The sequence below is a fragment of the uncultured Roseibium sp. genome, assembly GCF_947494555.1.
Lineage (GTDB): Bacteria > Pseudomonadota > Alphaproteobacteria > Rhizobiales > Stappiaceae > Roseibium.
This window is the reverse complement of sequence record NZ_CANLVF010000009.1, coordinates 65,519-86,323: the sequence shown is the minus strand read 5'-3', so window position 1 is coordinate 86,323 and position 20,805 is coordinate 65,519. Positions and strand designations below refer to the sequence as shown.

The window sequence follows — 20,805 nt, the reverse complement described above, 5'->3', positions numbered from 1 at the left end:
TTTTAGCCTTTTGAGATCCTAGCCAGCAGTCGCACTGCGGCTGACATGTCCCGCGCCGCCGAACAGGCTCTTTGCCTTTTCGCGCAGATACTGCAGGCAGACATAAAGCACCGGGATCATCAGGACGCCGATCACCGTCGCAAACAGCATGCCCCCGAAGACGGCAAAGCCGATTGCCTTCTGGCTTGCCGCCCCCGCACTCGACGCGGTCATAAGCGGGACGACACCAAGCAGGAACGAAAGCGCTGTCATCATCACTGCTCGGAAACGAAGATGCGCAGCTTCAGTGGCGGCTTCCGTAATCGACTTGCCGGCGTCGCGCTGCTCCATCGCGAATTCCACGATGAGGATCGCGTTCTTCGCGCCCATCCCGACAAGCATGATCATACCGATCTGCGTATAGAGATTGACGTCTCCACCCGTCACGAACACGGCGACCAGCGCTCCCATGATCGCGAAGGACACCGACATCAGAATGGCGACCGGCATGGTCCAGCTTTCGTACTGGGCGACAAGAAACAGGTAGGTGAACAGGATCGACAGCATCAGGATGAACATGACGATGTTGCCTGAATCGAGCTGCTGCTGCGCGGTTCCGGTCCACTCGTAGGCATAGCCTGGTGGCACCGCTTCCTGTGCCGCTGCCTCGACTTCGTTGATCACGACACCGGTCGATGCGCCCGGTGCCGGATCCGCCATGACCGCGGCAGCGCGGAACATGTTGTAACGTGTCAGGATCTGCGGCCCGAGCACGTTTTCCGTCGTCAAAACGCTTCGCATTGGCACCATGGTACCGTCGGTCGAACGCACATAGAGGCGTCCTATGTCTTCAATCTTGTCGCGGTACTGCCCTTCGGCCTGGATCATCACCTTGTAGACACGGCCGAAGATGTTGAAGTCGTTGATGTAGAAAGACCCGAGATACGCTTGCAAGGTCGTGAACACGTCCGCGACGTTGATGCCAAGCGTCTTGGCCTTTTGCCGGTCAAGATCGACGAAGACCTGAGGCACGTTTGCACGAAACGTTGAATAGGCCCGCGCGATTTCAGGGCTCTGGTTCGCCGAATAGACCATTGAGCCGACCGCAGAGGCAAGATCCTGCGGCGTGCCGCCGCCGGTCTGCTGCAGCATCATCTGTACGCCGCCTGTCGTGCCGAGACCCGGTATCGGCGGTGGATTGAATGCGATGATATTGGCGCCCGGTATCGTTGAAAAATCCGCCCAGAACTTGCCAAGGATCGCATTGATACGCAGGTTCGGTTCCTGGCGATCTTCCCAGTTGCTCATGGTGGCAATGACCAGCGCAGCATTTGAGGATGTCGCCCCATTCAGGATCGAAAAGCCGTTCACTATGACAACGTTGTCAACGCCGGGGACCGCCCGGGTCAGCTCAACCACACGATCCGTTACGGTTTCAGTCCGTTGCAGGGCAGCTCCGTCGGGAAGCTGAACATCCACCATCAGATAGCCCTGGTCTTCCGATGGCAGGAAGCCCTGTGGAAGCGTACTACCAAGCGTCATGATAACCGCAACCGCGCCTCCGACGATGATGATGCCGACAAAGGCGACGCGCACCAGACGGCGGATAATGGCCGTATACCCGTCGCGCACGCCAGTGATGCCGCGATCGAACAGGCCCATAAGACCCTTCGGCGGGCCGGATCGTGCTTTCAGGATAAGGCCGCAGAGCGCCGGCGACAGCGTCAGAGCATTGATGGAGGAGATGACAACGGAGACGGAAATCGTAACCGCGAACTGCGAATAAAGCCGTCCGGTGATCCCCGGCATGAAAATCGTCGGAACGAAAACTGCGAGGAGAACAAGCGTAGTCGCAATCACCGGACTTGTGATCTGCTCCATCGCCTTTGCCGTCGCGTCCTTCGGCGACAATCCCTCTTCCGCGATGATGCGTTCCACGTTCTCAACCACGACGATGGCATCATCAACAACAATGCCGATGGCAAGTACGAGCGCAAACAGCGAGATAGTGTTGAGCGACATGCCAAGCGCAAGCAGAACCGCGAATGTTCCGATCAGGGAAACAGGGATTGCGACCGTTGGAATAACCGTTGCCCGCCAGTTGCCCAGAAAGATGAAAACCACCGACACGACAAGAAGGAAGGTGAGGAAAAGCGTGGCTATCACATCATCAAGTGACGCCTGTACGAAGTCTGTCGTATTGAACGGAACGGCGTATTCCATATCGTCCGGAAAGACAGCGGAGAGGCTTTCCAGGCGAGCAAGTACATTTTCCGATACCTGCAGCGCGTTCGCCCCGGGGGCCTGATAGATCGCAAGCACCGTGGAAGGCTGACCGTTGAATTCGCCGGACGCGTTATAAAATTGCGCACCCAGCTCAACACGCGCGACATCGCCGATGGTTACGACCGCACCGTCATCTCCGGTCCGAAGGACAATTTGCTCAAATTCCTCCGGTGTCGAAAGGCGTCCCTTAGCCTTGATCGTATACTGAAACTGTTGTCCGTCCGGCACCGGAGGCGCACCGATCTGGCCGGCCGCAACCTGGATGTTCTGGTCCTGAACCGCCGCAATAAAGTCGCTCGGGGTCATTCCCAAACTCGTGAGCCTGTCCGGATCGAGCCAGATACGCATCCCATAGGCGAAATCGGTCATCACATCCGCGCGCCCAACACCCTGGACGCGCGCGAGCGCATCTTTCAGATTGATGGAAGCGTAGTTCGACAGGAAAACCGGATCATAGGTGCCGTTCGGCGAATATAGCGTGATCACCAGCAACATGTTCGTGCTGGCCTTTTGAACGGTAACGCCGTTCGCCGTAACTTCGCTTGGCAGCTGGCTGGTCGCCTGTGACACTCGGTTCTGGGTGTTGACTGTCGCGATGTCCGGATCCGTTCCGACGGCAAATGTCACGTTTAGCGAATAGTTGCCGCTGTCATTGCTCGTCGACTGCATGTAGATCATGTCGTCAACGCCGTTGACCTGCCCCTCGATGGGAGCAGCAACCGTTTCCTCCAAAACCTCCGCGTTAGCACCTGTGTAGGTTGCCGAAACGTTCACGACCGGGGGCGTAATGTTGGGAAACTGCTCAACCGGCAGGGAGACGTACCCCAGGATACCGGCGATCGTAATCACGATGGAAATCACCAGCGCAAATTTAGGCCGGTAGATAAAAAAGCGAGAAAACATTTAGCTTTGCTCCGCCGGCTGGGACGCAAGTACAGGATCGACTTCGACACCCGGCCGGACCTTTTGCAGACCTTCCGTTATGACTTCTTCGCCTTCAGACAAACCCTTGGTGACAACGAAATTGGTTCCGATTTGCTGGCCAAGCTCGACGTATTTCTGCTCGACCTTCTTGTCAGAGGTAATCGCCAGTGCAAAAGCGCCCTGCTGGTCCCGCTGAATTGCGGCCTGCGGCACAACAAGAGCCGTCTCGGTATTGGGCGCTTCCAGGACAACGGTGACATAGGTGCCGGCCAGTAGTCGGACATCCTTGTTCTCAAATTCTCCCCGGAACGAGATCGTACCGGTGGTGGCATCGATTTCATTGTCGATATAGACGATTTTGCCCTTTTCGCCGTAGGTGTCCCCATTCGGCAAAACCAGACTGATCAAGGGAGCCTCGTCAGGCGACAGATCCGCAGGACTGATATTGTGCGTTTGGACCGCATTCAGATACTGCGCCTCACTGACGGAAAAATTGACATAGACCGGCGCAAGCCGGATCAGCTTGGCGAGTGCGTTGGTGCCCGGTCCTACAAGTTCACCGACACTATATGCACTTTTGCCGATCTGTCCGGGAAACGGTGCAGAAATGTCTGTGTAGCTCAGGTTGAGTTCCGCCTGCTGTAAGCCAGACTGTGCGGCTTCCACCGAGGCCTCGGCCTGCTGTTTCTGGGCCAGTGTCGCCTCATATGCCGCCTCGGACACGTGTCCCTTTTCGAGAAGGTCCTTGTCGCGCTTTTCATCGGCCGCCTTGAGCGCAGCATCTGCTTTCGCGCTTGCAAGGTCTGCCTTGGCCTTCGTCAACTGGGCTTCGTATTCAGCCTTTTCGATCGTGAAAAGAAGCTCGTCCTGTTTGACGAACGATCCGTCCGGCACCGCTTTGTTCTCAAGGAAACCATTGACCCGGGCGACGAGATCAACCTGGTCGACAGCGGCAATCTGACCCACGAATGACTCACTTTGCCGGACGTCTTCGGACACGACCTTCGCAACTGTCACAGATGGAGGCGGTGCTGCCGGCGCTGCGGCCTGCTGCGAATCGTCTGAACAGGCAGCCAGAAAACCGGCGGCTGCAACAGTCAAAACAAGGTGACGGGACAAAGGGGTGAAACGCAGAAATGGCATACGGGAACTCCGCTTTCAGACCGGTGGGTCGCGCGCGCGATCGGAGTTCACTATAAAAGGACTGATTGATTCAACAAGCGAATTTTCGAGTTCGCTCGGGAAAGGCGATCAAGAACATTACGCCGCGTTTTCAATCCCCGGAGCCATCTCAGTTCTTTTTACAATTGTTTTCTGGCGCCAGTGTTATGTCAGGCGCCGGCAGGTGCCAGGATTAACGTCAGACCGAATAATTCCGTCGCCGGCATGATCTTCTTTTCACCGATAGCGGGTGACGCTATTTCGATTGCTGCGATTTGCGGCATACCGTTCCGGACAGAATCGGCAGCCTCCTGCCCGACCAGTGCGCGATAGGCTTCGGGATTAAGGACGGCTATTTTTCCACGCGCTGTTTGAAGCTCAAGACCGAGGCTGGTTGCGCGCATTTCCCTTTGACCCGTGAAAGCACCCAGAAACTCGTGATGGTCGGAGGGATCGCCGGCAAGCAGATAAACAGACCGTATGTCTTGAGCACCGTTTTTGTGTTTTTGAAAAGCCGGTTTCCAGAAATTCTCAGGGTATTTGTTATGACAGGTAAAGTAGCCGATCTGCGGGCCGAGCGGATCGCTCAGGATTGTGAGATCGAAGGCAACTTTTGCCGTTTCTCCGCCGGGCAGATGTGCGGTTCGTTCAAATGAAAAGGGTTCAAAGAGCTCGAGCCCTGCTTTGCCAAAATCGTCCCTGTCATCATCTGCACCCCGGCTGTCCAGCACCAGCATGCTGGCGCCTTCGCGGGATTTCAGAAAGTCGCGGTTAAACGCGCCGAAGGAAAAGGTCTTGCCAATGGTCTCGGTAATCAGACTGGGATCGGCGATGCTCAGCAGCTCGATAAAGAAACCGTTGAACTGAATGAGCCGGTTAGCGGTTCCGAACGGGTGCCTGTTTTCGGGAGTAACGGTGAAGCCCATCGCTTCATAAGCTTGCCCTGCCGCGTCAAGGTCGTTCACCGCTACGACGAGATGATCCAGGCCCCGCACCATGATTGTTCCCTTTTTCGTGCTCTGGCGTCAGACCAGGCGGCTCTGTTGAACGGCAGCGCCGATAAATGAAGCAAATAGCGGGTGCGGCTCGAATGGCCTTGACTTCAGTTCGGGGTGATATTGTACGCCGATAAACCAGGGGTGATCTTCGATTTCGACCGTTTCCGGCAGAATGCCGTCCGGAGACGTGCCCGCGAAGATCAGCCCGCAATCTTCCAGCTTTTCCCGATAACCGATGTTGACCTCATACCTGTGCCGGTGCCGCTCTGACACATTGGTCTTGCCGTAGATCTCGGCAATTCGTGACCCTGACTGCAGCGATGCCGGGTAAGCGCCAAGGCGCATCGTGCCGCCAAGATCACCGTCCTCGTTCCGGACTTCCTTTTCGTTTCCCTTGGTCCACTCGGTCATCAGTCCGACGACAGGTTGGTCCGTAGGTCCGAATTCGGTTGAATTGGCATCGCTGATATCAGCCATATTGCGTGCAGCTTCAAGAACAGCCATCTGCATTCCGAAGCAGATGCCGAAATAGGGGATCTTGCGCGTGCGGGCAAAATGCGCGGCCGCGATTTTTCCTTCCGCTCCGCGTTCACCGAAGCCCCCAGGCACCAGAATACCGTGAACGCCTTCCAGGTAGGGACTTGGATCCTCCTTCTCGAAGGTTTCCGATTCGATCCATTCAAGGTTGACCTTGACCCTGTTGGCAATCCCACCATGTACCAGCGCCTCGATCAGCGACTTGTAGGCATCTTTCAAAACGGTGTACTTGCCGACAATCGCGATTTTGACGTCACCTTCCGGATTTGCAACAGCCTCCGAAATACCTTCCCAGCGTTCGAGCACAGGCGCAGGGGCACCTTTCAGGCCAAACGCAGCAAGAACTTCATCGTCCAGACCTTCGTTGTGATAGGCAATCGGAACATCGTAGATCGACTTCACATCATAGGCCGGAATGACGGCGCTCTCGCGCACGTTACAGAAAAGCGAGAGTTTCCGTTTTTCCGTTTCCGGTATCGGACGATCGCATCTGATCAACAGGATGTCCGGCTGAATGCCGATCGAGCGCAATTCCTTGACCGAGTGCTGGGTCGGCTTGGTCTTCATCTCACCTGCGCTCGGGATGTAGGGCATCAGGGTCAGGTGAACATAAACCACGTCTCCGCGCGGAAGATCATTGCCCAATTGCCTGATCGCCTCGAAGAACGGCAGGCCCTCGATATCGCCGACCGTGCCCCCGATCTCGACCAGAACGAAGTCATATCCGTCATTACCGGTCAGCACGAAGTTCTTGATCGCGTCGGTAACGTGGGGAATCACCTGAACCGTACCGCCCAGGTAATCGCCCCGCCGTTCCTTTGCAATAATGTCCTGGTAGATCCGGCCGGTCGTGATGTTGTCCTGCTGGTTCGCCGGACGCCCGGTAAACCGCTCGTAATGCCCCAGATCAAGGTCAGTCTCCGCGCCATCGTCGGTCACGAAGCACTCGCCGTGCTGGTATGGACTCATCGTCCCAGGATCAACGTTGAGGTAGGGATCGAGCTTCCGTAAACGAACCTTGTATCCGCGCGCCTGGAGCAATGCGCCCAGAGCCGCAGAAGCAAGACCTTTTCCAAGCGAGGAGACCACGCCGCCAGTGATGAAAATAAATCGCGCCATGGACCAATACCATATCCTTGCCGAATGCCTTTTGGCCACTCGGGAGTTGCGTTCTTAACACATAAAAATACCCTGCGAAAAAAGCCGCAGGGCACTTGTAGTTTTGGGAGCCGGTTGGCCGGCGGCGCAAGCTTACTGCGCGGCCGGAACCTGCGGACCGGAAGGTTCGCTCTGCTGTCTCAACGAGTCCAGGATACCGCCCGAACCGCCGGCGGGAGCGCCATCGTCCGTTGCCGGAGCACCGTCCGTGGTTGCCGGTACAGCGTCAAGAATCGACGCCGGGCTGTCTTCGTTCTGAGCAATGAGGCTGAGCGCAAGCGACGTCGCAAAAAATGCCACCGCGAGAACGGCCGTTGCCCGTGTCAGGATATTTGCGGTGCCGCGGCTGGACATGAGCCCTCCGCCGCCGCCGCCACCGCCAATGCCAAGGGCACCGCCTTCAGAGCGCTGCAGGAGGACAACAAGCACCAGGGCCAACACGACCATCAGGTGGATAACGATGACTACGGTTTCCATCGAATGCCATTCTGTCTAAATTTCAGGTTTGGCGGCCTTCTACACCAGACGCCGCGCGCTTTCTACCCTTCAATTGAGGCTTCGTCACAGAAGCTTCAAGAGACTATTCCTTGGAATAGGCTTTAAGAATACCCAGGAAGTCCTCTGCTTTGAGGCTTGCGCCGCCCACCAGAGCCCCGTCCACGTTCTCCACCGCCATCAGTTCACCTGCATTTGCCGGCTTCACCGAACCGCCGTAAAGCAGCCGCATCCGTGAACCGGCTTCGTCAAATCGACCCTTCAGAGCATCGCGCATGGCAGCGAGCATTTCCTCAACGTCCTGCGCAGTTGGTGTGAGACCTGTCCCGATCGCCCAGACCGGCTCATAGGCGATCACGGTGTTTTCCGCTGTCGCACCATCAGGCACGGACCCGCCAAGCTGGCTTTTGACGACGTCGATCGCCTTTCCCGCCTTGCGTTCTGTTTCCGTTTCACCGACGCAGATGATGGCAACGAGACCTGCGCGCCAGGCAGCTTCCGCCTTTGCATGCACAGTTTGATCGCTTTCCCCATGATCGGTCCGGCGTTCCGAATGGCCGACAATGACAGCCGCAGCGCCTGCGTCAGCCAGCATTTCAGCAGAAACATCGCCGGTGTGCGCACCCGACTTTTCGGCGTGGCAATCCTGACCTCCAACTGCAAGTGCACTTCCCAATGCAACATCACAGAGAGCCGACAAGAGCGTTGCCGGCGCGCAGATCATCGTGTCGACACTTTCGGCAAGATCACTACTCAATCCGGCTTTCATTTTGTGAAATTCCGCGAGGCTGGATCTGAGCCCATTCATTTTCCAGTTGCCGGCCACAAGGGGCTTGATCGTCGCGCTCATAGGTTTTGGTCTCCCGATGAAGAAACAGTGGATTGGCGCCTATAGAGCAGAAGCGCAGATCGGTTGCAATCTTCCGGTTGCCCCGAATTTTGATAGCTGTCACAACTTTGTACCGGGTCGTCTTGCGGCTGGAGCGCCACCTCATTATGATCCGCCCGCCCCGGCATGACCCGGGCCTGCAATACGCCGTGCTTCGCGGTGCTCGAAAAGATAAGAAAACGGGAGTCGTCATGCTTGACGCGCTGCGCAAAGGCGCTGGTACCTGGATTGCCAAGCTGTTCATTGCATTGCTGATTTTTAGTTTCGCCATCTGGGGCGTAACGGATTTCCTTCAAGGCTTCGGTCAGAACACGGCAGCAAAAGTTGGCGAGACGGAAGTCACCATGGTCGACTTCGACAGAACCTACCGTCAGGACCTGAACCGACTGGCTCAGCAGTTCGGTCGCCCATTGACGGGCGAAGAAGGAGCCGCACTGGGCATTCCGCAGCAAGCTCTCGGAAGATTGATCGCGGAAGCCGCCATGAACAACACTGCCCAGGATCTCAAGCTTGGCATTACAGATCAGCGTCTCGCGACACTTATTCAGGCCGACCCGGCCTTCCGGGGCTTGAATGGACGATACGACCGGAGCCGCCTCGATCAGGTGCTGCGGGCGAACGGCTATCAGGAAGATGAATATGTCGTGCAGCGCCGCCGCATTGCCGAAAGAAATCAGCTTGCCGAAGGCCTTGTAGGAAGCCTGTCTGCCCCGCTCAGCTATCTCGAGGCACTGTCCGCCTATCAGGGAGAAACGCGCAACGCTGAATACGTTTTGCTGACAAACGAGGCAATCGGCGAAGTCGAAGAGCCGTCTCTTCCCGCACTCAACACCTTTTTTGAAGAAAACAAGGCCAACTTCAGGGCACCCGAATTCAGGGAAATCAAATATCTTGCGTTAACACCCGAAACGCTTGCACGCCCGGAAGACATTGCTGAGGAAGACGCCCTGTCTGAATACGAACAACGGGCCGAACAGTACTCGCAGCCCGAGCGACGCAAGATAAGGCAAATGTCGTTTCCGTCGAGCGAAGCGGCTGAAGAAGCCGCTGGTGAACTTGCTGGCGGCAAGACTTTCGACGAACTCATGGAAGACCGAAGCCTCAGCAACAACGACGTGACCCTGGGCGTGATGGCCAAAGCCGACTTCCTGGATGAAACACTCGGAGATGTCGCATTTACGCTTGATCAGGGGGCTTCAAGCGGGGCCGTCGACGGACGGTTCTCAACTGTCATCCTGAACGTTGAGGAAATCCTGCCGGAGAGCACAAAACCCTTCGACGAGGTCAAGGAAGAGATCACACAGGATCTTGCCGCGGAACAGGCTGAGCGGGAAATTCTGGATCTGCTCGATGAGGTGGAAGACGCACGCGCCGGTGGAGCCTTGCTGGATGAAATCGGAGAAAGGTTCTCGATCCCGGTCGAAACGGTTGAAGCCTTCGATCAGTCCGGCAAATCCGCATCGGGCACCGATGTTTCGCTCCCCGATGCCGAAGGACTTGTGGCAGGAACGTTTGAGAGCGATGTCGGCGTGGAGAACGACGTTCTGCAATTCGGCTCCCAAGGCTTTCTTTGGTACGAGGTCGACCAGGTCATTCCGGAGCGCGATCGTACCCTTGACGAGGCTCAAGACGACGTGGTCGCGGCTTGGAAAGCCTCCGAGTTTGCAAATCGTCTGAGCGACAAGGCAACCGAACTCCTGAACCGACTGGAGAACGGCACGCCGCTCGATGCTCTTGCGAACGAGGAACAGCTCGAAGTCAAGAGCGTTGAGAACCTCGCCCGCACCGCCCCGTCAGGCGACTTCAATCAAGATGCCATTTCCGCACTTTTCAGTGGCCCTGTCGGAACCAGCGCAATCACACCGTCAGCTGACGGCAATGGAAGACTGGTTCTGACCGTGACGTCTGTTTCCGTGCCGGACTTTGATGCCGCCTCGCCTTCGATCGATGCGCTCAATCAACAGCTGTCACAGCAAATGCGGGACTCACTCGTCGGACAATTCATCTCAGACCGGGAAAACGAAGCCGGTGTTGAGATCAACCAGGTCGGCATCGCACAGGTGATCGGACTGACGCAACATTGACCTGAGGTGGATGGAGGATGAGCACGAGCTCTTTCAAGGACTTAATAGCCAAAGTCGCCGATGGTCATGCCCTTAGCCCCGATGAGGCGAGAGAGGCTTTTGAAGTCATCTTGTCGGGATCAGCGACGCCTTCTCAGTTGGGCGGCTTCCTGATGGCGTTGCGCGTACGCGGCGAAAGCATAGCGGAAGTAACGGGCGCCGTTGCGACGATGCGATCGAAAATGCTTGCTGTCGACGCCCCGGATGATGCGATTGATATTGTTGGAACGGGCGGCGACAGTTCTGGCAGCTACAATATCTCGACCTGCACGGCAATCGTGGTGGCCGGGTGTGGTGTTCCTGTGGCCAAGCACGGCAACAGATCGCTGTCTTCCAAATCGGGCGCAGCCGAAGCGCTTTCCGAATTAGGTGTGAACATAGACATCGCACCAGCGAAAATTTCCGAGTGCATTGAAAAAGCGGGAATCGGTTTCATGTTTGCACCGCTGCACCATGCAGCCATGAAGCATGTCGGGCCAACTCGAATGGAGCTCGGAACGCGCACCATATTCAACCTTCTCGGACCTCTTTCGAACCCTGCCGGTGTCAAACGGCAGATGGTTGGGGTCTTTGCCCACAAATGGGTGGACCCGGTAGCAAAAGCGCTCAAGGAACTGGGGACGGAAAAGGCCTGGATCGTACATGGATCCGATGGCATGGATGAAATCACAACGACGGGACCAACCTTTGTCAGCGAGCTACGCGACGGTGACGTCAGGTCGTTTGAAATCTCACCTGATGATGCGGGTTTGCCCCATGCTGACGCCAGCGAGTTGAAAGGCGGTCTGCCGGCCGAAAACGCAAAAGCCCTTCGCGAAGTCCTTGCCGGCGCAAAGAACGCTTACCGTGATATCGTACTGTTTAACTCTGCGGCTTCTCTCGTGGTCGCGGACAAGGCCTCAAACCTCAAGGACGGTGTTGAGCTTGCGGCGGCCAGCATAGACAACGGGTCGGCTGCCGACACTTTGGAAAAACTGGTTGCGGCCTCGAACGGATAACGACATGGCTGACATTCTTCAAAAGATTGAAGCGTATAAGCGCGACGAAATCGAGGCCGCGAAGTCGGCTGTGCCTCTTCAGGAGCTCAAGGCACGCATCGCGGACACTCCACCTCCGCGCGGGTTTCAGGCCGCGCTCGAGACGAAACATGCGGACAGGCAATATGCTCTCATTGCCGAGATCAAGAAGGCCAGCCCGTCGAAAGGGTTGATCCGCTCGGACTTCGATCCGCCGCTTCTGGCGAAAGCTTACGAGGAAGGCGGCGCTGCGTGCCTGTCTGTCCTGACTGACGCACCGTCTTTTCAGGGTAAACCGGAATTTCTGACCGCAGCAAGGGATGCGGTTTCTCTGCCGGCTCTGCGCAAGGACTTCCTGTATGACCTCTACCAGGTCTACGAAGCGCGTGCGTGGGGGGGTGATTGCATCCTTATCATCCTGGCCGCGGTTGACGACGATACAGCGCACGCGTTGGAGAATACCGCATTCGAGCTCGGTATGGATGTCTTGCTGGAGGTCCACAATGGCGAGGAGCTCGCGCGCGCGCTCAAACTGAATTCGCGGCTTGTGGGCATCAACAACCGAAATCTCAAAACATTCGAAACAAAGCTGGAAACAAGCGAAGAACTGGCGCCGCTGGTTCCCTCCGATCGCATCGTTGTGGGCGAGTCGGGACTGTTTACACCGGAGGATCTCGGCCGGATGAACAAGGTCGGCATCTCGACATTTCTGATCGGCGAGAGCCTGATGCGGCAGGACGATGTTGCCTCGGCAACCCGTAATCTGCTTGCCCGGCCCGCATTGTCGGAAGCGGTTTAAAGTCGATGTCTGAAAAGGACCCGGTACTAACGCATCTGGATGCGACAGGCGCGGCCAATATGGTCGACGTGTCCACCAAAGAAATCACCCACCGGATTGCGGTCGCACGCGGCACCGTCACGATGCGCCCTGAGACGCTGGAACTCATCCGGTCCGGTAACGCCAAAAAGGGCGACGTGATCGGAACAGCAAGGCTCGCGGGCATACTTGCTGCAAAAAGAACCCACGAGCTGATACCGCTGTGTCACCCTCTCCTTCTGTCGAAAGTCAAGGTCGAGATAGAGCCCGATGACACGTTGCCAGGGCTTGTTGTTTTGGCAACGACAAAAGTGAGCGGACAAACCGGCGTCGAAATGGAAGCACTCACGGCGTGCTCTCTTGCCTGTCTGACGATCTACGACATGGCTAAGGCGGTCGACCGGGGCATGGTGATTGGTGACATCCGGCTTGTGGAGAAGGCCGGCGGTAAATCCGGGCACTGGACACTCGAAAAAGACGGCAGCGAAGGCGGAACCTGATGAGCTTGATGCCCGTCGCCGAAGCACTTGAAAAACTCCTTTCCGGCGTTTCGAGGCTTGAACCAGAGCCCATTGCACTCGAAAAGGCAAATGGCCGGGTTCTGGCGGAAAACCTTGTCTCAAAGCGTACACAGCCACCATTTGCCGCGTCGGCAATGGATGGATACGCCACACGCCATCAGGATCTTGCAGTCGGCAGCGAACTTGACGTTATCGGCGAAGCTCCAGCAGGCCATGGCTTCAACGGTACGGTTGGTGCCGGTAAGGCGGTTCGTATCTTCACCGGAGCCCCTGTTCCCGAGGGCGCTGACACGATCCTGATCCAGGAGGATGCCACCCGCGACGGTGACCGGATCACCATCAACGAAGTTCCACGCAAAGGGGCGTTTGTGCGGCCGGCCGGGCTGGATTTTCAAGAAAACCAGATCCTGCTCTCACCGCCGCTCAGGCTGACCTATCGCCACCTTGCTCTTGCGGCGGCGATGAACCATCCGCAATTGCCTGTCGTCAAACAGCCAAAGGTCGCGATCCTCGCAACCGGTGACGAACTTGTCCGGCCAGGCAGCGAGCCGGGACCGGATCAGATTATCGCCTCAAATCACGCAGGCATCGCGGCCATGGTCGAGGATTGCGGCGGTATGCCCGTGGACCTGGGCATCTCGCCGGATGACCCGGTTGCGCTTGCAGGACATGTGCGGCGCGCCTTGAGCGAAGAGGCTGATATCCTGGTGACGCTTGGCGGAGCGTCTGTCGGCGACCACGATCTGGTTCAGGAAGTTCTCGGCCAGGAAGGTATGGACCTCGCCTTCTGGCGTATCGCGATGCGTCCGGGCAAGCCGCTGATGGCCGGCCGGCTTGGACGGACGAGAGTTCTGGGCCTGCCGGGAAATCCTGTCTCAAGCCTGGTCTGCGGCCTTTTGTTTCTGCGTCCGCTGATCCGGAAGATGCTCGGCCTTCCTGCCGGATTGTCGGCCCCCAAACAGGCTTTTCTGGGTGCTGATCTCGGCGAAAATGACCGGCGCCAGGATTATGTCAGGGCTACCTTACACGAAGATCCGGACGGACGTTTGGTCGCGACGCCTTTCGAGACGCAAGACAGCTCCATGCTCGCTCTTCTTGCAAAATCAGGCGCATTGATCATCCGGCCGCCGCACGCCCCGGCCCAGAAAGCCGGAGCCGCGACCGATATTCTGATCCTTTAGCCAAAAAAGAAATCATCCATAGCGGGCAGTATCCCCTGCCCGCTTCCTGTGAGCCAGGATGGCTCATCTTTCCCGCATCGCGTGCGCAATCTGGTCGGTCACCGGTTTGACAAGATAACTCAGGACAGTCCGGTCACCCGTTTGCAGGAAGGTTTCGACCGGCATTCCAGGAACCAGTGTCTGCGATCCGAGTTTCTGCAGTTCCGCATCATCGATAATCAGCTTCGCCGTGTAGTAGCTCAACCCGGTGCGCTCATCCTCGGACAGATCGGCAGAGACCGTCAGCAGTTTTGCATTCAGTTCCGGCGTCGTCCGCTGGTCAAAGCTCGGAAAACGGATACGCGCCTCCTGGCCCGGCGCAAGCTGGTCGATATCGACGGGCTGAACCTGCGCCTCGATAATCAGCTGGTCTTCGCGTGGTACGATCTGCATGACCGTCTCACCCGGTGCGATGACACCGCCGATCGTGTGAACCGAAAGCTGATGCACGAAGCCGTTGCGTGGTGCAAGGATGTCAACCCGGGTCAATTCGTCTTCGGCCGCAATCTTCTGCTCTTCAAGCTGTGCGATGCGCGACCGCGCTTCCTGTAGTTGTTCAAGCACCTCAGCCCGGTAGGATTCTTCGATTTGAAGGATCTGGATCTGCCGCTCGCTGATGGCTTCGTTTGTCCGTGCAATCTGGGCAATGAGGTCGCCATATTCACCGGACAGGCGCGCCTGTTCACGCCGCAGCGCCGAGACCCGGCTCTTTGAAACCAATTGTTTGTTGAGGAGCCCGCTGAGGTCTTCCAGTTCCTCTTTGATCAGCTCGATCTCGGACTCCTTGGCGACAACCTGGGCCTCAAGGCCTTCGGTCTGTTTATTGAACTGACGGATCTGTTCTTCCAGCTGTTTTTTCCGGCCTTCCTTGGAATTTTGCCTCGCTTCCAGGAGCAACTGCTGTCCGCGTTCGATATCGCCGAGCGATTCGATACGTTCCTGCGGCCAGGATATGGCTGCCAGTTCGTCGCGTTCAGCTTCCAGTCGCAGTTCCTGCGCTGTGAGTTCCCGAAGCTGTTTGGTGATGACAGAAAGGTTGGCGCGCGTGACCGTGTCATCGAGGCTGAGCAACAGGTCGCCCGCCTCGACAATGTCGCCGTCTTTCACTTTGATCTCTTTGACGATACCACCTTCACGGTGCTGTACCTGCTTGATGTTGCTTTCAACAACAACAGTTCCAGAGGAGACAACCGCACCGGATATCTCCATGAACGTTGCCCAGCCACCGATGCCGAATACCACGAAAATCGTGACCAGCAGCGAGAAATAAAGATGGCTACGGACTGTCTTGCTGAGGGCTTCGTCAGCCGGATTGGCTTGTGTGGATCCTGTTTGGGACTGTGCCAGTTTCATCGGGCTGCTCCTACTCCCTGACGAACAGGCTGGATCGGTTGAACAACCTGCTTGAGAACTTCTTCCTTGGGTCCGAAGCCGGCCATCTTACCGTCTTTCAGGCACAGGATCTTGTCGACCGTCGCAATGGCGCTTGGCCGGTGCGCGATCACGATGACGATCGAGCCTTTTTCGCGCATCGCCTTGATTGCGTTGGTCAGCGCACTCTCGCCGATTGCATCTAGATTGGAATTCGGTTCATCAAGAACCACCAGGAACGGATTGTCGTACAACGCCCTGGCAAGGGCAAGACGCTGTCGCTGCCCGGCGGAAAGAGACCGCCCGCTTCGGCCGATAACGGTGTTATAACCTTCCGGCAGCCCGACAATCATGTCATGCACATCGGCCAGTTTCGCAGCTTCGATGATTTTCTCCGGTGCGGCATCTTCGCGAAAACGTGCAACATTTTCGGCGATCGTTCCGTCGAACAGCTGAAGGTCCTGCGGCAGATAGCCGATGAACTCGCCCCGCTTTTCGCTGTCCCATTGAGACAGTTCCGCGCCGTCGAAACGGATGACTCCTTTGAGGGGAGACGTCACCCCCACAAGCGCCCGGGCAAATGTCGATTTGCCCGAACCTGATGGTCCGATCACACCAAGACCGTCACCGGCCTGAAGTTCCAGCGTCACGTTCTGCACATATGGCATGGTTTCGCCGAACGGGCCGCAGAACAGCTGTTCAACAGTAATACCTTTGTCGGGAAGCGGAAGATCCATTTTTTCTTCTTCAGCGTCCACAACCACCAATACTTCACGCAAACGTCGCAGAGCCTGCCGGCTTGCAACGAATCCACGCCATTGCGCAACCGCCTGTTCAATCGGCGCCAGAGCGCGTGAGGTCATGATCGACGCTGCGATCATCACGCCCGGAGTGATTTCCTGTTGAATGGCAAGCCACGCGCCGACGGCCAGAATGGCGGACTGCAGGATGAACCGGATTGTCTTGATGGTCGTTCCGAAAATACCAGTGGTGTCAGCAGCGCGGCGCTGAGTTGCCAGGTATTCGGAATTCTGAGCGTCCCACCGGGCGGTCAGTGTGGGCTGCATTCCCATGGCCGCAACCACTTCAGCATTCCTCTGACCGCTCTCGACGGCTGCAGAACGCCGTCCTGCCTGACCGGACGCGTCTTCTGTCGGCCCGCGGGACATGTATTCATTGAGCACGATCAGAATGGAGATGATGATGGCCCCGGCCAGCCCGACCATTCCCAGCAGCGGGTGAAAGAGAAAAACGATCCCCAGATAAAGCGGCAGCCAAGGTATATCGAAAATGGCCGCAGGTCCCGGACCGGACAGGAACTGACGAATCGTGTCGAGATCCTGAACGGGTCGAAGGCGCGACGCCTGACGCCCCAACCGCACCGGTAGACTGTTCGATACCTTGTAGACGATTCCGGACAATCTTGCATCTACGCGCTGTCCGAGGCGTGACAGGATCCGGCCGCGCACACCCTCAAGTATCCCGTAGAAAAGGTAAAGTACCATGGCCAGCGAACCGATAACCACCAGCGTCGGCACTGACCCGCTCGCAAGTACGCGGTCATAGATCTGAAGCATGAAGACCGGACCAGTCAGCATCAATATGTTGATGACAAAACTGACCACCGCCACACCCCAGAATGCGGAGCGAATGGGTCGAAAGGCAACAGAAACAGGATTTTCCCGTCCGCTGCCGGATTTAAGTGCCCGCTGATTTGCTACAGCCATTTATACCTCTGTCCCGCCGTTAATCGCCTTCCGGCATTATGCCACCCGACATTGAAGGTCAAATTAATCGAAATTATGCGTCCATCAGTCCGATTTTGGTGTCCTCACGATCCCGATCATCGCAGTTTGCCGGTATTCGATTAAGGGTTTACCATCTCCGTTCCGGTCTTGCCGTATCGTAAATCACACATCGCGTATTGCCTTGGCGTTTTTTATTTGTCTTGTTTTGATATGCAAAGCACTTCTTTCGGATTTTGAATACAAGAAACCCGGCTTTTATCAAGCCGGGCTTTCAACATCGTGACAATAAAGCAAGGCCTTTTAGCCAGCTGCGCTGACGGCGCGTTTGGCCATGACGGTGACGAGGTTTGCCCTATAGGCTGCGGATCCGTGGATATCGTGCAGCATGGAGCCTGCGTCCACCTTGATGGAAGCGACCGCGTCCGGCGACCAGTTGCCGGCAAGGGCTGCTTCCATGCCGTCGACCCGGAAGACGCCGTAGTGGCCCGCCCCCGTGACCGCGACCCGCACCGAGCCGTCCTGGTGTTTGGCCACATAGACCCCCGCCATCGCATAGCGCGAGGCCGGGTTCGGGTATTTCGCATAGGCCCCCTTCTCGATCAGAGGGAACGTCACCGATACCACGATCTCATCCTCGTCCAGCGCCGTGTCGAACATGCCGACAAAGAAGTCTTCGGCGGAAAGCGAGCGCTTGCTCGTCACAACCGTCGCCCCCAGCGCCACAAGCGCTGCCGGATAATCCGCAGCAGGATCGTTGTTGGCAATCGAGCCCCCGATCGTGCCCATATGCCGGACCGCCGGATCGCCGATGCCGCCTGCAAGCCCCGCAAGGCTCGGAAGCTTCGATTTCACGAGGTCGGACGCGGCAACCTCCGCGTGGGTCGTTGCCGCCCCGATCGACAGGCTGCCATCGCCCTCGCAGATGCCGTTCATCTCCGCGATCTTCGTCACATCCACAAGATCGCTCGGCGACGCAAGACGCTGCTTCATCGTCGGCAGCAGCGTCTGGCCGCCCCCAAGGATCTTGCCGTCCTCAGCCTTCGACACAAGTTCCGATGCTTCGCCAACTGAGCCGGCGCGGTGATAGGTTGTTTCATACATGTCGGGTCTCCCCAAAATCTCTTTGTCGGTGACCGGGCAGGCTGACCCTGCCCGAAGAATTTTCCTCGCGAACCTTATTCGGCCGCCTGCTTCAGCTGCGCCTGGCACAACTGCCACACACGCTCGGGCGTGGCCGGCATCGCAAGCTCGTTCGACCCGACCGCATCCGTGATCGCGTTGATCACAGCCGGCGGAGACCCGATCGCACCGGCCTCCCCGCAGCCCTTCATGCCGAGCGGATTGCCCGGGCAAAGCGTCTCGTGCGTCGACAGGCTGAACGAAGGCACATCATCGGCGCGCGGCATCGTGTAATCCATGTAGGACGCCGTCAGAAGCTGGCCGTTCTCGTCATAGGCCGCATTCTCCAGAAGCGCCTGCCCGATCCCCTGGACAAGACCGCCATGAACCTGGCCCTCCACGATCATCGGGTTGATCACCTTGCCGAAGTCGTCGGCCGCAACAAAGCTCACGATCTCCGTCTTGCCCGTCTCCGGGTCGACCTCGACCTCGCACACATAGGTGCCCGCCGGGAACGTGAAGTTGGACGGGTCGTAGAACGCCCCCTCCTTCAGACCCGGCTCCATGCCTTCGGGAAGATTGTGCGCCGTATAGGCCGCAAGCGCCACTTCGGTGAAGCTGAGCTTCTTGTCCGTGCCCGCAACCTTCAGCTCGCCGCCCTCGATCTGGATGTCGCCCTCCGCGGCCTCCATCAGGTGCGCCGCGATCTTCTTCGCCTTCGCTTCCACCTTGTCCAGCGCCTTCACGATCGCCGACATGCCGACCGCGCCCGAGCGCGAGCCGTAGGTGCCCATGCCGAACTGAACCTTGTCCGTGTCCCCGTGAACGATCGACACCGCATCGCTGTCCAGACCGAACCGCTCGCAGATCAGCTGCGCAAACGTCGTCTCATGACCCTGGCCATGGCTGTGCGAGCCCGTCAGGACCTCGACCGTCCCCACCGGGTTCACCCGGACCTCGGCAGATTCCCACAAGCCGACACCGGCCCCGAGCGAGCCGACCGCCGCTGACGGCGCAATGCCGCACGCCTCGATATAGCAGGAGATGCCGATGCCCCGCAGCTTGCCGCGCGAGGCCGCCTCCGCCTTGCGCGCCGCAAAGCCCGCATAATCAGCTGCCGACAGCGCCGCATCCAGCGTCGCGTCATAGTCGCCCGCGTCGTAGCACATGATCACAGGCGTCTGGTGCGGGAACTCACGCACGAAGTTCTTGCGCCGGAAGTCCGCAGGCGAAAGACCCACCTCCCGTGCCGCCGTCTCCATGATCCGCTCCAGAAGATAGGTCGCCTCCGGACGCCCCGCCCCCCGGTACGCATCCACCGCCGTCGTGTTGGTATAGACCGTCTTCACATTCGCGTGGATCGCCGGGATGTTGTACTGGCCCGACAAAAGCGTTGCATAAAGATAGGTCGGCACCGCCGACGAGAACAGCGACATGTAGGCGCCCAGATTGGCGATCGTCTTCACCCGGAGACCGATAATCCTGTTGTCCGCATCCAGCGCCAGCTCTGCTTCCGACACATGATCGCGGCCATGGGCATCCGTCAGGAACGCCTCAGTGCGGTCCGACACCCACTTCACCGGACGGCCCACGCGCTTCGACGCCCAAAGGCACACCATCTCTTCCGGATAGATGTAGATCTTCGAGCCGAAGCCGCCGCCCACATCCGGTGCGATCACCCGGAGCTTGTGCTCAGGGGCAACATTATAGAAGGCCGACAGGACAAGGCGTGCCACATGCGGGTTCTGCGAGGTCGTATAGAGCGTGTGATGCTCTTCCGCGTCATTGTAGCTTGCAAGCGCTGCCCGCGGCTCCATCGGGTTCGGAACCAGACGGTTGTTGCGGATCTCCATCTTCGTCACATGCGCTGCGCCCGCAAAAGCCGCATCAACCGCTGCCGCATCCCCGATCTCCCAGTCGTAGATCAGGTTGCCTTCCGCCTCAGGGTGGATCTGCGGAGCCCCGGGCTCAAGCGCGGCAACAGGATCGACCACAGCCGGAAGCTCCTCGTAGTCGACAACAACCGCATCGGCCGCATCGCGCGCCTCAGCAGCCGTATCGGCCACAACAACGGCAACCGCCTGCCCCACATGGCGCACAACCTCAGGCTCAAGCGCCCGCCAGCCCCCCATCTTCATCGGAGACCCGTCCTTGGAGTGGATCATCCAGCCGCAGATCAGGTTGCCGATCCCGTCGCCGATCAGCTGATCCCCCGTCAGGACCGCATCGACACCCGGCATCGCAAGCGCCGCACTCGCATCAATTCCGGTCACCTTCGCATGCGCATGCGGAGAGCGCACAAAGGCCGCGTGGCCCATCCCCGGCAGAACCATGTCGTCCGTATACTGGCCCTTGCCCGTGATGAACCGCTTGTCCTCCTTGCGCAGCGCCCGCGCGCCAATCCCCTCAATTGCCATTCTCTCTCTCCCAAAAACCTGATCCG

15 protein-coding genes are annotated in these 20,805 nt (G+C 58.0%); 5 read left to right on the top strand and 10 right to left on the bottom strand.

Features of this window, described 5'->3' with window-relative positions:
* Positions 1-18: 18 nt before the first annotated feature.
* The 6 genes from Q0915_RS30305 to tpiA all read right to left on the bottom strand — a co-directional run bounded on the left by Q0915_RS30305 (position 19) and on the right by tpiA (position 8,388).
* The gene (locus Q0915_RS30305; RefSeq protein WP_299484075.1) at positions 19-3,168 is read right to left on the bottom strand and encodes a multidrug efflux RND transporter permease subunit; all 3,150 of its coding nucleotides are present in this window, start codon (positions 3,166-3,168) and stop codon (positions 19-21) included.
* Positions 3,169-4,332 (bottom strand): efflux RND transporter periplasmic adaptor subunit, encoded by a 1,164-nt coding sequence (locus Q0915_RS30300; protein WP_299484074.1) that lies wholly within the window; start codon positions 4,330-4,332, stop codon positions 3,169-3,171.
* Positions 4,333-4,520: 188 nt separating this feature from the next.
* On the bottom strand, positions 4,521-5,348 hold the full coding sequence (locus Q0915_RS30295; RefSeq protein ID WP_299484073.1) for a VOC family protein: 828 nt from the start codon (positions 5,346-5,348) through the stop codon (positions 4,521-4,523).
* 27 nt (positions 5,349-5,375) lie between these two features.
* On the bottom strand, positions 5,376-7,004 hold the full coding sequence (locus Q0915_RS30290) for a CTP synthase (protein WP_299484072.1): 1,629 nt from the start codon (positions 7,002-7,004) through the stop codon (positions 5,376-5,378).
* 132 nt (positions 7,005-7,136) lie between these two features.
* Positions 7,137-7,520 carry a preprotein translocase subunit SecG gene (secG, locus tag Q0915_RS30285; RefSeq protein ID WP_299484071.1) on the bottom strand — a complete coding sequence of 128 codons (384 nt, stop codon included), beginning with the start codon at positions 7,518-7,520 and terminating at the stop codon, positions 7,137-7,139.
* 103 nt (positions 7,521-7,623) lie between these two features.
* Positions 7,624-8,388 (bottom strand): triose-phosphate isomerase, encoded by a 765-nt coding sequence (tpiA, locus tag Q0915_RS30280; protein WP_299484070.1) that lies wholly within the window; start codon positions 8,386-8,388, stop codon positions 7,624-7,626.
* 230 nt (positions 8,389-8,618) lie between these two features.
* On the opposite strand from tpiA, the gene Q0915_RS30275 reads away from it, so the two are divergent.
* The 5 genes from Q0915_RS30275 to glp are packed head-to-tail and all read left to right on the top strand — an operon-like array spanning position 8,619 to position 14,085.
* Positions 8,619-10,511 carry a peptidylprolyl isomerase gene (locus Q0915_RS30275; protein WP_299484069.1) on the top strand — a complete coding sequence of 631 codons (1,893 nt, stop codon included), beginning with the start codon at positions 8,619-8,621 and terminating at the stop codon, positions 10,509-10,511.
* Between the two features lie 17 nt (positions 10,512-10,528).
* The gene (gene trpD, locus Q0915_RS30270; RefSeq protein WP_299484068.1) at positions 10,529-11,548 is read left to right on the top strand and encodes an anthranilate phosphoribosyltransferase; all 1,020 of its coding nucleotides are present in this window, start codon (positions 10,529-10,531) and stop codon (positions 11,546-11,548) included.
* 4 nt (positions 11,549-11,552) lie between these two features.
* Positions 11,553-12,365, top strand: a complete 813-nt coding sequence (gene trpC, locus Q0915_RS30265; protein WP_299484067.1) for an indole-3-glycerol phosphate synthase TrpC — start codon at positions 11,553-11,555, stop codon at positions 12,363-12,365.
* 5 nt (positions 12,366-12,370) lie between these two features.
* A complete protein-coding gene (gene moaC / locus Q0915_RS30260) occupies positions 12,371-12,883 on the top strand; it encodes a cyclic pyranopterin monophosphate synthase MoaC (RefSeq protein WP_299484066.1) in 513 nt (170 codons plus the stop codon).
* Positions 12,883-14,085 carry a gephyrin-like molybdotransferase Glp gene (glp, locus tag Q0915_RS30255; RefSeq protein ID WP_299484065.1) on the top strand — a complete coding sequence of 401 codons (1,203 nt, stop codon included), beginning with the start codon at positions 12,883-12,885 and terminating at the stop codon, positions 14,083-14,085. The genes moaC and glp overlap by 1 nt, the downstream gene beginning before the upstream one ends.
* A gap of 63 nt (positions 14,086-14,148) precedes the next feature.
* On the opposite strand, the gene Q0915_RS30250 is transcribed toward glp, so the two are convergent.
* From Q0915_RS30250 to Q0915_RS30235, 4 genes are all read right to left on the bottom strand, one after another.
* Complete coding sequence (locus Q0915_RS30250) at positions 14,149-15,477, bottom strand: HlyD family type I secretion periplasmic adaptor subunit (RefSeq protein ID WP_299484064.1); 1,329 nt, start codon at positions 15,475-15,477, stop codon at positions 14,149-14,151.
* The gene (locus Q0915_RS30245; protein ID WP_299484063.1) at positions 15,474-17,222 is read right to left on the bottom strand and encodes a type I secretion system permease/ATPase; all 1,749 of its coding nucleotides are present in this window, start codon (positions 17,220-17,222) and stop codon (positions 15,474-15,476) included. Before Q0915_RS30245 ends, Q0915_RS30250 begins: the two co-directional genes overlap by 4 nt.
* Positions 17,223-17,543: 321 nt before the next feature.
* Entirely contained in the window at positions 17,544-18,344 is an 801-nt protein-coding gene (locus tag Q0915_RS30240) for a xanthine dehydrogenase family protein subunit M (protein WP_299484062.1), read from the bottom strand.
* Positions 18,345-18,418: 74 nt separating this feature from the next.
* Complete coding sequence (locus Q0915_RS30235; RefSeq protein WP_299483645.1) at positions 18,419-20,779, bottom strand: xanthine dehydrogenase family protein molybdopterin-binding subunit; 2,361 nt, start codon at positions 20,777-20,779, stop codon at positions 18,419-18,421.
* Between the last annotated feature and the right edge of the window lie 26 nt (positions 20,780-20,805).

Coding starts and splice junctions, on each gene's coding strand:
- secG (WP_299484071.1), bottom strand. CDS start 7,520: ATGGAAACCGTAGTCATCGTTATCCACCTGATGGTCGTGTTGGCCCTG.
- Q0915_RS30305 (WP_299484075.1), bottom strand. CDS start 3,168: ATGTTTTCTCGCTTTTTTATCTACCGGCCTAAATTTGCGCTGGTGATT.
- Q0915_RS30295 (WP_299484073.1), bottom strand. CDS start 5,348: ATGGTGCGGGGCCTGGATCATCTCGTCGTAGCGGTGAACGACCTTGAC.
- trpD (WP_299484068.1), top strand. CDS start 10,529: ATGAGCACGAGCTCTTTCAAGGACTTAATAGCCAAAGTCGCCGATGGT.
- tpiA (WP_299484070.1), bottom strand. CDS start 8,388: ATGAGCGCGACGATCAAGCCCCTTGTGGCCGGCAACTGGAAAATGAAT.
- trpC (WP_299484067.1), top strand. CDS start 11,553: ATGGCTGACATTCTTCAAAAGATTGAAGCGTATAAGCGCGACGAAATC.
- glp (WP_299484065.1), top strand. CDS start 12,883: ATGAGCTTGATGCCCGTCGCCGAAGCACTTGAAAAACTCCTTTCCGGC.
- Q0915_RS30275 (WP_299484069.1), top strand. CDS start 8,619: ATGCTTGACGCGCTGCGCAAAGGCGCTGGTACCTGGATTGCCAAGCTG.
- Q0915_RS30240 (WP_299484062.1), bottom strand. CDS start 18,344: ATGTATGAAACAACCTATCACCGCGCCGGCTCAGTTGGCGAAGCATCG.
- Q0915_RS30290 (WP_299484072.1), bottom strand. CDS start 7,004: ATGGCGCGATTTATTTTCATCACTGGCGGCGTGGTCTCCTCGCTTGGA.
- moaC (WP_299484066.1), top strand. CDS start 12,371: ATGTCTGAAAAGGACCCGGTACTAACGCATCTGGATGCGACAGGCGCG.
- Q0915_RS30235 (WP_299483645.1), bottom strand. CDS start 20,779: ATGGCAATTGAGGGGATTGGCGCGCGGGCGCTGCGCAAGGAGGACAAG.
- Q0915_RS30250 (WP_299484064.1), bottom strand. CDS start 15,477: ATGAAACTGGCACAGTCCCAAACAGGATCCACACAAGCCAATCCGGCT.
- Q0915_RS30300 (WP_299484074.1), bottom strand. CDS start 4,332: ATGCCATTTCTGCGTTTCACCCCTTTGTCCCGTCACCTTGTTTTGACT.
- Q0915_RS30245 (WP_299484063.1), bottom strand. CDS start 17,222: ATGGCTGTAGCAAATCAGCGGGCACTTAAATCCGGCAGCGGACGGGAA.